At 45.5% G+C, this 12,255-nt stretch carries 11 protein-coding genes; all 11 read right to left on the bottom strand.

Features of this window, described 5'->3' with window-relative positions; translation table 11 throughout:
- Positions 1-4: 4 nt before the first annotated feature.
- The gene (locus SUN_RS03010) at positions 5-862 is read right to left on the bottom strand and encodes a 2-oxoglutarate ferredoxin oxidoreductase subunit beta (RefSeq protein ID WP_011980273.1); all 858 of its coding nucleotides are present in this window, start codon (positions 860-862) and stop codon (positions 5-7) included.
- Entirely contained in the window at positions 863-1,999 is a 1,137-nt protein-coding gene (locus SUN_RS03005) for a 2-oxoglutarate synthase subunit alpha (RefSeq protein ID WP_011980272.1), read from the bottom strand.
- The gene (locus SUN_RS03000; protein ID WP_011980271.1) at positions 1,999-2,331 is read right to left on the bottom strand and encodes a 4Fe-4S dicluster domain-containing protein; all 333 of its coding nucleotides are present in this window, start codon (positions 2,329-2,331) and stop codon (positions 1,999-2,001) included. The genes SUN_RS03005 and SUN_RS03000 overlap by 1 nt, the downstream gene beginning before the upstream one ends.
- A 228-nt stretch (positions 2,332-2,559) precedes the next feature.
- Positions 2,560-3,432, bottom strand: coding sequence for a succinate--CoA ligase subunit alpha (gene sucD, locus SUN_RS02995; RefSeq protein WP_011980270.1), 873 nt, complete (start codon positions 3,430-3,432; stop codon positions 2,560-2,562).
- A complete protein-coding gene (gene sucC, locus SUN_RS02990) occupies positions 3,432-4,607 on the bottom strand; it encodes an ADP-forming succinate--CoA ligase subunit beta (protein ID WP_011980269.1) in 1,176 nt (391 codons plus the stop codon). The genes sucD and sucC overlap by 1 nt, the downstream gene beginning before the upstream one ends.
- 172 nt (positions 4,608-4,779) lie before the next feature.
- Positions 4,780-6,177: a class II fumarate hydratase gene (gene fumC / locus SUN_RS02985; RefSeq protein ID WP_011980268.1), complete on the bottom strand. Its 1,398-nt coding sequence runs from the start codon at positions 6,175-6,177 to the stop codon at positions 4,780-4,782.
- Between the two features lie 210 nt (positions 6,178-6,387).
- Positions 6,388-6,945, bottom strand: a complete 558-nt coding sequence (locus SUN_RS02980; protein ID WP_011980267.1) for a Fe-S-containing hydro-lyase — start codon at positions 6,943-6,945, stop codon at positions 6,388-6,390.
- A gap of 11 nt (positions 6,946-6,956) precedes the next feature.
- On the bottom strand, positions 6,957-7,808 hold the full coding sequence (locus SUN_RS02975) for a fumarate hydratase (RefSeq protein ID WP_011980266.1): 852 nt from the start codon (positions 7,806-7,808) through the stop codon (positions 6,957-6,959).
- Between the two features lie 8 nt (positions 7,809-7,816).
- Positions 7,817-8,761: a malate dehydrogenase gene (locus SUN_RS02970; RefSeq protein ID WP_011980265.1), complete on the bottom strand. Its 945-nt coding sequence runs from the start codon at positions 8,759-8,761 to the stop codon at positions 7,817-7,819.
- A gap of 4 nt (positions 8,762-8,765) precedes the next feature.
- Positions 8,766-9,728: a malate dehydrogenase gene (locus SUN_RS02965; RefSeq protein WP_011980264.1), complete on the bottom strand. Its 963-nt coding sequence runs from the start codon at positions 9,726-9,728 to the stop codon at positions 8,766-8,768.
- A 264-nt stretch (positions 9,729-9,992) separates the two neighbouring features.
- Entirely contained in the window at positions 9,993-12,176 is a 2,184-nt protein-coding gene (locus SUN_RS02960; RefSeq protein WP_011980263.1) for an NADP-dependent isocitrate dehydrogenase, read from the bottom strand.
- Positions 12,177-12,255: the final 79 nt, after the last annotated feature.

The following is a 12,255-nucleotide window of genomic DNA, read 5'->3' as shown; positions in this document are numbered from 1 at the left end:
CTCCTTATATTTTTTTCTCAAAGTCATCTTGGGTAATCTTACCTCTCAGACCTTGATGTACTTCTTGAATCTCTTTATACATATCACAATATTCATCTGCTTCTGTATCCTGCTTTAGGATACCTGTTGGAAGCAGGTTCATCTGCTCTTCAGGAGACAAAGTATCATATTTCTTTTTGGAAACAGTAATACTGTCGATCCAATCCAGGTTCTCCATAGCATTTGCCATTTTATTCTTTCTACCAAGGTTGATATGGCAGTTGGAGAGCGCTTCAACATAGGAGAAACCTTTGTGCTCCATTGCCTGCAAAAGAAGCTTTTCCAACTTCTTGGGTGCTGTTACCTTTTCTCTACCGACAAAAGAAGCCCCCGCTGCTTCAGCAAGTTTACAGCCGTCAAATGTAGGGTCAATGTTACCCGCTTTCTGGGAAACGGTCCACATCCCTCTTGGTGTGGTAGGTGAAGTCTGAGAATTTGTAAGACCATAAATAAAGTTATTAATAATGATCAATGTAATATCAATATTTCTTCTACATCCGTGGATCGTATGGTTACCACCGATTGCAAGGCCGTCACCGTCACCTGCAACACAGACAACATGCTTGTCAGGGTTTGCCAGCTTGATACCTGTTGCGAATGCTACCGTTCTTCCGTGTGTTGTATGTACGGTATTGAAGTCGACATACGAAGAGAATCTTCCCGAACATCCGATACCGGAAACGACACAGATGTCATCTTTCTTCCAACCGAGTTTATCAACTGCACGAATAAATGACTTCAAAATAACACCGTCACCACATCCCCAACACCATAGTGTCGGCATCTTTTCTGTTCTTAAATACTCATCATAATTAAATGCCATTTACAGCTCCTTCACTTTTTCTATAATATCTGCAGGTGAGAATGGACGACCGTTCGTTTTGGTCAATTTATTGATATCCAGTCTACCCATTGATCTTTGTACCTCTTCGAGGTATTGCCCCTGGTTCAGTTCAACCACAAGTACTTTGTCAAATTTCTGACCAAGTTCATGCATACGTTTTTCGGGACTTGGCCAGAGCGTAATAGGTCTGAAAAGACCCGCTTTGATCCCTTCTTCTCTGAGCATATTTACCGCTTCTTTGATTGCCAATGAAGCTGAACCATAACCTACAAGAAGGATATCCGCATCATCAAGCATATACTCTTCGTTACTTTCGATCTCATCCTGATGTTCTTCTACTTTTCTGAAAAGCCTGTCGATCAGCTTTCTACATGTTTCGATCTCTTCAGTAGGGAATCCCATGGCATCATGGTGAAGACCCGTAAAGTGGTATCTGTAACCTTCAAACATTGGATTGAGTACTGCCGGTTCATCCTGGGCTACACCGTATGGTTTGTAGTCTGCAGGATCACCTTCAAACTTCTTTCTTGGTACGATACCTTTTTCAACTTCTTCAGCTGTCGGAATGATCGCCTTTGCATGCATATGCCCAAGTGTCTCATCGAGAAGAACAAATACAGGCTGCATGAATCTGTCTGCAAGGTTAAACGCTCTTACTGTTTCAGTATAACACTCTTCAAGATTTCCTGCACACACAGTGATCGATTTATAGTCACCATGCGAAGGATTCTTTGCCTGAGCAACATCACCCTGGGCAACACGTGTAGGAAGTCCTGTTGATGGCCCGCCTCTCATAACGTTTACACATACCAACGGTACTTCTGCCATTTGGGCAAGCCCAAGGTTCTCTGCTTTGAGAGACATACCCGGTCCTGATGTTGCTGTTAATGTTCTTACACCTGTCATACCCGCACCAATCGCTGCTGCGACACCGGCGATCTCATCTTCCATTTGAATTGCCACACCACCTTTTTTAGGTAAAAGGTCAGAACTGACGTGCATTATCTCACTTGACGGTGTCAGTGGATATCCGGCAAAAAACATACATCCGGCATCCACCGCTGCCATTGCAGACAGTTCATTTCCACTAGATATTACTTCTCTTGTTGCTGACATTAGTTAGCCTCCTTATAATCTTCGGGTAATCTCCACCCATTGTTAATAATTGCTTCCTGTCGTGCTTTTGAAGCATCTGTGAGTTTTGCGAATTTAAACTCTTTTTTCTCTGCTACGTAAATTGCAAAATCAGGACAGACAAGCTCACACTCGTTACATCCTATACATGATTCAGGAGCAATTACACTGATCATTGCACCTAGAACTGATTTTGGTTCCTGCTTCATCGAGAGAACACCTGCAGGACATGAATCCACACAGATATCACAGGCTTTACATCTATCGGTGTTTACCCATACCGGAGTATTTTCCGGAGCTGCCATTGTTGACATATTTTCCCCTTTTTATTTTTGAAATATTAAGTGAGATTTGTTATTCACTAAAATTAGAATAGCTTACTTTTAATAATTTAACTATAAATAAGTGGTAATTATGTGGAGTATAAGTGGGGTTGTTACCTTTTGAAGCAACAAAAAAAGTGTAATATTTGGAAAATTTATATGACGCAGGAATAGAGGAACGGGGTGAGAACACCCCGCTAAACCGTTAAAGCCAACTGGTTATTTTGACAGTACTTCTTTTACAGCTTTACCGATCTCCGCAGGAGAAACAACTACTTTTACGCCTGCTGCTTCCAATGCTTCCATCTTCTCTTTTGCTGTACCGGCACTGCCGCTTACGATAGCCCCGGCATGTCCCATTGTTTTACCTTTTGGCGCAGTTTGACCCGCAATAAAAGCAACAACAGGCTTAGTGATCTGTTCTTTGATCAGTTTTGCCGCCTGAATTTCGAGGTCTCCGCCGATCTCACCGATCATCACGATACATTCCGTATCTGGATCCGCTTCAAACATTGGGAGGATCTGCTTATAGGAGAGACCGATGATCGGGTCACCACCAATACCGACTGCTGTAGTGATACCATACCCTACATTACAAACCTGATTCGCACCTTCATAAGTCAATGTCCCTGACTTGGAGATCAGTCCGACATTCCCTTTTTTGAAGATCATACCCGGCATAATACCTATTTTACACTCTTCTGCCGTAATGATACCCGGACAGTTTGGCCCGATAGTCTTCATACCATGTTTTGTCGCATACGCTTTGGCTGCCTGCATATCTTTGACTGGAGCACCTTCCGTAATAATGACTGCAAGTTCAATGCCCGCTTCTGCCGCTTCCATCACTGCATCACCGACGAATGCAGGTGGAACGAAGATCATGGAAACCGTAGCGCCTGTCTCTTTGACCGCTTCTGCTACCGTATTGAATACCGGCTTGCCTAAATGCACCTGGCCACCTTTGTTCGGTGTAACACCGCCTACGATATTCGTACCGTAGTCAATACACTGCTCCGCATGAAAAGAACCTTCTTTACCTGTAAAGCCCTGAACGATTACTTTTGTATCTTTATTTACCAAAATTGACATTATATCTCTCCTTTCGCCGCAGCAACTGCTTTTGCAGCGCCGTCACCCAGATCTTCAGCAACGATCAGGTTTGAAATGTTCGCATTTTTAAGGATCTCTGCCGCTTCCGGAGCATTCGTTCCGTCAAGACGTACGATCACAGGCACATGCACATCCGTGATCTTTGTCGCTTCGATAATACCATTCGCGATTCTGTCACATCTTACGATACCGCCGAAGATATTGACGAAGATCGCTTTGACATTTGGATTCTTGAGAATGATCTCGAAACCTTTTGCAACGGTCTCCGCGTTTGCCGAACCACCTACATCAAGGAAGTTCGCCGGTGTACCACCCATGTGGTTGATCGTATCCATCGTACCCATTGCAAGACCGGCACCATTTACCATACAACCGATCTCACCGTCAAGTGCTACATAGGAAAGACCGTACTTTGCCGCTTCGACTTCATCGGGGTCTTCTTCGCTCAGATCTCTCATCGCTGCGATCTCAGGCTGTCTGTAGAGCGCAGAATTATCGAAGCCCATTTTCCCGTCAAGTGCCAGGAATTCACCCGAACCTGTTCTTACAAGCGGGTTGATCTCGATCATCTCTGCATCTTTGTCCATATAAAGTTTATAAAGCTTCTGTGCAAATGTAATGATATTCTTCTGTTCCGCTTTGTCCGTAATACCAAGACCGAACGCCAATTCACGCCCATGGAAACCTTGGAAACCAATCGTCGGGTCTACCGGAACCGTAATGATCTTTTCGGGTGTATTTTCCGCAACATCCTCAATGTTCATTCCACCTTCGGTAGAAGCCATGATCAGAGGCATTTCCAGTTTTCTGTCAAGAATGACAGAAAGATAGAACTCATCTTTAATGTCTGCACCGTCTTCGATGTAGAGCTTCTGAACCAGTTTTCCTTCAGGACCTGTCTGGTGTGTCACCAAAGTCATTCCAAGGATCTCATCTGCCAATTCTCTTACTTCATCCAATGATTTTGCAAGCTTGACACCACCGCCAAGCCCACGTCCACCTGCGTGGATCTGAGCTTTCACGACCCAAATCGGTCCACCCAGTTCTTTTGCTGCTTCAACGGCTGCATCAACACTTTCCGCCATTATACCTTTTGGTGTGGGAACACCATATTCGGCAAAGATCTGTTTTGCCTGATATTCATGTACGTTCACATAGTCTCCTTTTTTACAATAAGTTCCTTTATTATACGCCTATTAGCGATAATATTTTATTAATTGAATTATTATGAGAGGTGATTTAAAGAAAGTGTTAAATTTTTACACAGTTTTAAAGAAAAAACAGAGGAAAAGGCAGCAAAATGCTACCTTTTGTAAAAAAGGAGGTTTAGTCCTTAGGCGCTATCATCTCTTTGGGTTGCACATAACGGTCGAACTCTTCTTCGGTCAGGAAGCCGAGTGCAACGGCTTCTTCTTTCAGTGTCGTACCGTTGGCATGTGCTGTTTTGGCGATCTTCGCTGCATTCTCATACCCGATGTACGGATTGAGTGCCGTGACCAGCATCAACGAATCATTGAGGAATTTTTCGATCTTCTCTTCGATCGGCTCAATGCCGACGGCGCAGTTGACATCGAAACTTCTCATTGAGTCAGACAGCAATCTGATAGACTGCAGGATATTGTAGGCGATCACCGGCTTGAATACATTGAGTTCGAAGTTCCCCTGTGATGCAGCAAAACCGACAGCAGCATCGTTCCCCATCACCTGTACGGCCACCATGGTAAGCGCTTCCGCCTGCGTCGGGTTAACCTTGCCCGGCATAATGGACGATCCTGGTTCATTTGCCGGGATCTCGATCTCACCCAGGCCACAACGGGGACCGGAAGCCAGCCAGCGGATATCGTTAGCGATCTTCATGAGATTGGCCGCCAATGCTTTGAGCGTACCTGAGAGAACCACTTCTGCATCATGTCCCGTCAGTGCATGGAACTTGTTGGGCTGTGAGACAAAACCGTAATTATGTGCCATAAAACGGTTCAACTGGGTCGCAACCCTCTGTGAGAATTCCGGGTGAGAATTTAACCCTGTACCGACTGCAGTACCGCCGATAGCAAGCTCTCTACAGTAGACCAGAGCATCCTCGATCTGCTTCAGATTCGTTTCCAGCATTGCGACATATCCACTGATCTCCTGCCCCAATGTCAATGGTGTCGCATCCTGAAGATGCGTACGTCCTATCTTCACGATATCGGCAAAGGCTTTTGACTTCTCTTCGAGCGTACCCTTAAGCTGCTTGAGTGCAGGAATGAGATTGTCTGTTACCGCAACTACTTCGGCAATCCGCATGCCTGTGGGGTAGGTGTCATTGGAGCTCTGCCCTTTGTTCACATCATCATTGGGATGAACGATATGTTCTTTGGTGAAATCACCACCCATGATTTCAGTAGCTTTGTTGGCGACCACTTCGTTCATATTCATATTGGACTGCGTACCCGAACCTGTCTGCCAAACCACTAGAGGGAAATTGTCGTCAAGTTCACCGGCCAATACCAAATCGCAGGCTTCGACTATCGCATTGGTCTTCTCATCATCAAGACGGCCAAGCTCATTGTTTACCAGGGCACAGGCCTTTTTCAGGTTGGCAAATCCATGGACCACTTCCATCGGCATCTTTTCCACACCAATCTGAAAGTTCTGTACCGAACGCTGTGTCTGTGCTGCCCAATATTTGTCTGCAGGTACCTGCATTTCACCCATCGTATCTTTTTCTATTCTGTATTGCATGGTTGATCCTTTGTATCTTGTAATATATTATTCTGAATAGGTTATGGTACTACTGTTTGGTTAATGAATATTTGGAAAATGAAGAAAAATAATGTTTGGAGGATGAAGAGAGGTGCGTGGTTACGCACCCTACGACGGGATGTTAATGGGGAGGGGAAGGACTTTAGTCCTTCTACGATTCGAGGTTTAGCCTCTCACATGCACTGGATTTCAATCCTTGACTTCGTACTGTTCTCTTCCCATTTGGTAGAGATCGTTTCCGTACGTATCATTAATGACAGTGACCGGGAAATCTTTGACCGTGATCTTACGTACCGCTTCGGGGCCGAGTTCAGGATAGGCGATCACTTCGGCTGAAGTGATCTTTTTACCAAGCAGTGCACCTGCGCCACCGGTCGCACCAAAGTAAATACCGTCATACTCTTTACAGGCATCTTTGACTACCTGATTACGCTTTCCTTTACCGATCATTCCTTTAGAACCGTACCGAAGCATAGTTGGAGAGTAACTGTCCATCCTGTATGAGGTAGTCGGTCCGGCAGAGCCTATCGGATCTCCAGGTTTTGGCGGTGTCGGTCCTACAAAATAGATGACAGATCCCTCAATATCAAACGGTAGCTCTTCCCCTTTTTCAAGAAGCTCTACCAAGCGTTTGTGTGCCGCGTCACGTGCAGTAAAGATAGTACCGTTAAGCAGTACGGTATCACCTGCTTTAAGTTGTCTTGTATCTTCCGATGTCAATGGTGTCGTTAATGTATATTGTGCCATTTTCTTCTCCCTTATATCGTAATATGTGTATGTCTTGACGAGTGACACTGTACATTGACTGAAACCGGCAATGAAGCAATATGACAGGGGTTGGATTCGATGTGTACAGCCAGTGCCGTCTTGGTTCCACCCATTCCCATCGCACCGATACCCAGCTTGTTGATCTCTTCAAGGATGATTCCTTCAAGCTCTGCCATTTCAGGGTCTTCGTTCACGGAGCCAATATCTCTGAACAGTGCATGCTTGGAAGAGATACACGCCTTCTCGAAAGTACCGCCGATCCCAACACCCACAGTAATAGGAGGACAGGGGTTCCCGCCCGCATCTGAGATCACCTCTTTGACATAATTGACGATCCCCTCTTTACCAGCGGCAGGAGGGAACACTCTCGCTCTTGAAACATTTTCGGAACCACCGCCTTTGGCTGCGTACTCAATATCTATTTTATCCCCTGCAACGATATCGAAATGAATGATAGCAGGCAGGTTATACCCTACTGTATCTTTCAGGTTCGCACGAGAGAACGGTTCACAGGTGGATGCCCTGAGGTAAGCATCTGTATAGCCCTGTTCCGTCCCTTTATTGATGGCATCTTTGAGCAATCCGCCCCTGATCTTCACCTCATCACCGACCTTGACAAAGAATACTGCCAATCCTGTATCCTGACAAAGCGGCCTTTTTTCATCTTTCGCGATATCAGCATTCTCAAGAATCTGTCGGATCACCTCTTTACTGACAGGTGATTTTTCAGTTTCCATCGCCTCTTTGAGCGCATCATAGGTACCCTGAGGAAGGTCCGTACCGCAATGAACGATAATATCTCTTACCGCTTTTACTACTTCGTCAAATTCAATCTCTCTCATTTTTTTCCTTAGTCAAAAAATTTATTCTGTTTTAAAATAGCGATATTCTCATTGATGGAATCTACTGATATTTTAAACTTTTCTCTGGTCTCACTGTCCAGATCGATCTCAATGATCTTCTCTACACCGTTCTTTCCCAGTACTACAGGCACGCCTACTGTCACATCACTATACCCGTATTCACCATCCAGAAGTACGGAAGAAGAAACTACGATCCTGCTGTCATTCAACAATGCTTCTACCATATGTGCGATGGCACGGCCAGGGGCATAATAGCCCGAAGTACCCAGATGTTTAACGATCTCCGCACCACCCGTTCGTGTACGCTCGATGATCTCTTCCATCTCTGCTTTGCTCAACAGTTCATTCACCGGTACATCACCCACCTGTACTTTCTGGGGCAGAGGGATCATGTTCTGTCCGTGATCACCGATCACCAAAGTACCGATCTGTCCAGCACCGTAACCGAGTTTATTGTAGATCTGATAGGCCATTCTGGCACCGTCAAGTGCACCTGCCATACCGATGATACGGTTACGCTCCCAGCCTGTCATCCTCTGAATAACATAAGTCATGACATCCAGTGGATTGGAGACACAGATGATCACGGCATCGGGAGAATACGTCTTGACATCTTCCACCACTGTCTTCATGATCTTTGCATTGATCATCAGCAGGTCTTCACGTGTCATATCACCTTTACGCGGAACGCCAGCGGTAATGACAACGATGTCACAGTCATTGACATCTGCCGGGCTTTCTGCCGCAGTAACGATGGTACTGTTGGGTGCATAATGGCTTGACTGCGCGATGTCGATGGCCTTTCCTTTAGCCACACCTTCGGCAATGTCAAAAAGAACGATCTCATTACACGTTCCCATCATGCACAGACTGTATGCTGCTGTCGCACCGACCGCTCCCGCGCCGATGATCCCTACTTTACGTCTATGCATCTATCTACTTCTTGTCGTCGTCAAAGAAATTGGCTTCATACAGGGTATCGACCATCTCCTGGACGGAAGCGACCGAATTTTTGAAACGTGTCTGCTGCAGCGGTTTGAGTGTCATATTGATGACCTTTTCCGCACCGCCTGCTCCAATCATGACAGGCACACCTGAAACAATATCGGAATAGCCGTAATCATTTTTCAGCATAATGGCACAGGAGTGGATCTGGTTGGTATCTTTGAGTATCGCCTCGACCATTACTGTCGTGGATTTTGCCGGTGCATAATAGGCCGAACCGTCACCCAGAAGATTTACAATCTCCGCACCGCCGTTCCTTGTTTTTCTGACGATCTCACCGATCTCTTCCGAGTCCAGAAGGTCTTCAATAGGTACACCGGCAACCGTGGTGAACTTTGGAAGCGGTACCATGGTATCTCCGTGTCCACCCATGACCGTTGCACGGATCTGACCGGCACCGTACTCAAGTTTTTCATAAATGAAGTGCGCCATTCTCGCGGCATCGAGTATCCCCGCCATACCAAGTACACGTTGTCTCGGGAAGCCAGTCTCTTTGAGTGCCACATAGGTCATGACATCCAGGGGGTTAGATACAACGATCACGATTGCATCGGGAGCATACTCTTTTATCTCTCTTGAATAGCATTTAACGATATCTGCATTTTTAAAAAGAAGGTCATCCCTGCTCATACCCGGTGTTCTTGGTGCACCCGCAGTGATGATGACTACATCGGAGCCTTCCATATCTTCAGGCCCTTTAGCCGCTTTGACGATGGTATGCTGTCTTGCAGCATTGGCTGCCTGTGACATGTCCAGCGCTTTACCTTTAGCGACATCGTAGTTACGACCTCTGAGCATGACATGGTGACACGAACCGTTCATTGCAAGAATGAATGCGACCGTTGAACCAAAATTACCTGTACCGATTACCGTTACTTTTTTTCCTTTTGCCATTGATTTCCTTTTGTGTGAGAATCATAGAATTATCTTCAGGGAAGCTGCAAACAAAACATAACTCATAACTTAGATGATTATCAATAATGTTTTGCAATGCTTCTGAAGCGTAAAATCCCATGTTGAAGAACGTGTAGACTTATTTAAGGAGTCTATAGGTTCAATTATAATAATACTGGAAAATTATTATAAAAGTGTTACACAGGGGCACATTGCCCTGTGTGAAGTACCCATCTGTATCGATAGGTAATAGTTGAACTTTAGTTAGATAGCATCAATGATGCTGTTGAGTGTTTCAGACGGTCTCATTGCCGCTTCCGCTTTGGAATCATTCGGATGGTAATAACCACCGATGTCTTTTGCAGAACCTTCAGCCGCAAGAAGTTCGGAAAGAATCTTTTCTTCGTTTTTGACCAGTGCATCCGCTACCTGTGCGAACTTCTCGGCAAGCGCAACATCAGCTGTTTGCGTACTCAGCGCTTCCGCCCAGTAACGTGCTACCCAGTAGTGAGATGCCTTATTGTCCGGCTCACACGCTTTTCTTGACGGTGCCTTGTCATTGTCAAGGTATCCCTGGTTCGCTTTGTCAAGCGCTTCTGTCAATGCACCGATCTTGCTGTCTTCGGATTTCTGGTATTCCATTCTGAGTGATTCAGCCAAGGCAAGGAACTCACCAAGTGAATCCCATCTTAGGTGACCTTCTGCAAGGAACTGGTCTACATGCTTCGGTGCTGAACCGCCCGCACCTGTTTCAAACAGACCGCCACCTGCAAGCAGTGGAACGATAGAAAGCATTTTTGCAGAAGTACCAAGTTCAAGGATCGGATACATGTCTGTCAGGTGGTCTCTGAGAACGTTTCCTGTTACTGAGATGGTATCTTTACCTGCTCTTACTCTTTCGTTGGTGTATCTTGTTGCTGCAGCTACATCCATGATCTTGATATCAAGACCTGTTGTATCATGTTCTTTAAGATACTTGTTGACCTTCTTGATCATTTCTGCATCGTGTGCTCTGTTTTCATCCAGCCAGAAGACAGTCGGGAGACCCGTCAGTTTCGCTCTTTCAACGGCAAGTCTTACCCAGTCTTTGATCGGGATGTCTTTGGCACGTGACATTCTCCAGATATCTCCAGCCTCTACTTCATGGCTCATCAATACATCACCGTTCTCATTGACAACATCAACCGTCCCGGCTTCAGCGATTTCGAATGTAGTCGGGTGAGAACCGTACTCTTCCGCTTTTTGTGCCATAAGACCAACGTTTGCAACATTACCCATCGTTGTGACATCATATTGACCATTCTTTACACAGTCCGCTACCATTTCCTGGTGGAACATTGCGTAGGTACTGTCAGGGATGACCGCTACACATTCAACTGCATCTCCGTTTCTATCCCACTGCTTACCACCCTCTCTTACCACTACCGGCATAGAAGCATCGATGATCACATCGTTGGAAGCGTTGAAGTTCGTCTGACCTTTGTCAGAATCGACCATTGCGATCTTTGGAGCATCGGCATCCACCACTGCCTGGAATGCCGCTTTGATCTCAGCTTCTTTTGCATGGCCGGCGATCTTCTTCTCAAGGTCTGACATACCAAGGTTAGGGTTGACTTCAAGTTCTTTGAAAACATCTGCATACTTGTCGAACACTTCCTGGAAGAATACTTCAAAGGCATGACCGAACATGATCGGGTCAGAGATCTTCATCATTGTAGCTTTGAGGTGGATCGACCAGAGTACACCGTTCGCTTTTGCATCATCAATCGTTTTTTTGATGAACGCTCTGAGTGCTTTGGCTGACATGAAAGTTGCATCAAGGATCTCACTCTCAAGTGCATCGATCGTTTTAAGCTCTTTACCGTTCAGCAGGATCTTGACTGTTTGTGCCTTATCCATAGTCACTGACTTCTCATTACCGTAGAAATCCCCGTTACCTTCCATATGCGCAACATACGCTTTGGAGTTCTCAGCAAACGGCTTGAGTCTGTGCGGATGCTGCTGTGCATACTTTTTAACCGCTGCTGCTGCACGTCTGTCAGAGTTTCCTTCTCTCAGTACCGGGTTAACCGCAGATCCGAGACAAGGGTTATACTTTGCTCTGATCGCTTTTTCTTCTTCTGTTTCAGGGTTTTCCGGAAAATCAGGAATATCGAATCCCTGAGACTGCAGCTCAGCGATACACTCTTTGAGCTGACCGATAGAGGCTGAAATATTTGGGAGTTTAATAATGTTCGCCTCAGGTTTATGTACCAATTCACCCAACTTTGAAAGTTCATCTTCAGCCAGGCCCATAGCAGCAAGTACTCTTCCTGCAAGAGAGATATCGCTTGTTTTCACATCGACACCTGCCGCATTCGTAAATTTGCTTACGATCGGAAGAAGTGAATAGGTTGCCAAAGCCGGAGCTTCATCGATTTTTGACCATATAATAGTTGGTTTAGACATGTGTGTTCCTTAATAAATTGATTTTATGTGGAAAGATTGTAGCACTATTTGATTATGAAGGCAGGTGAATTAACTATTT

The organism is Sulfurovum sp. NBC37-1, assembly GCF_000010345.1.
GTDB lineage: Bacteria > Campylobacterota > Campylobacteria > Campylobacterales > Sulfurovaceae > Sulfurovum.
Note: the sequence above shows the minus strand (reverse complement) of the source record. Positions and strands in the feature narration are given on the sequence as shown.

Excerpts from the sequence above, each read along its gene's own strand:
- SUN_RS03010 (WP_011980273.1), bottom strand. The coding sequence starts at position 862 with ATGGCATTTAATTATGATGAGTATTTAAGAACAGAAAAGATGCCGACA.
- SUN_RS03005 (WP_011980272.1), bottom strand. The coding sequence starts at position 1,999 with ATGTCAGCAACAAGAGAAGTAATATCTAGTGGAAATGAACTGTCTGCA.
- SUN_RS03000 (WP_011980271.1), bottom strand. The coding sequence starts at position 2,331 with ATGTCAACAATGGCAGCTCCGGAAAATACTCCGGTATGGGTAAACACC.
- sucD (WP_011980270.1), bottom strand. The coding sequence starts at position 3,432 with ATGTCAATTTTGGTAAATAAAGATACAAAAGTAATCGTTCAGGGCTTT.
- fumC (WP_011980268.1), bottom strand. The coding sequence starts at position 6,177 with ATGCAATACAGAATAGAAAAAGATACGATGGGTGAAATGCAGGTACCT.
- SUN_RS02980 (WP_011980267.1), bottom strand. The coding sequence starts at position 6,945 with ATGGCACAATATACATTAACGACACCATTGACATCGGAAGATACAAGA.
- SUN_RS02975 (WP_011980266.1), bottom strand. The coding sequence starts at position 7,808 with ATGAGAGAGATTGAATTTGACGAAGTAGTAAAAGCGGTAAGAGATATT.
- SUN_RS02970 (WP_011980265.1), bottom strand. The coding sequence starts at position 8,761 with ATGCATAGACGTAAAGTAGGGATCATCGGCGCGGGAGCGGTCGGTGCG.
- SUN_RS02965 (WP_011980264.1), bottom strand. The coding sequence starts at position 9,728 with ATGGCAAAAGGAAAAAAAGTAACGGTAATCGGTACAGGTAATTTTGGT.
- SUN_RS02960 (WP_011980263.1), bottom strand. The coding sequence starts at position 12,176 with ATGTCTAAACCAACTATTATATGGTCAAAAATCGATGAAGCTCCGGCT.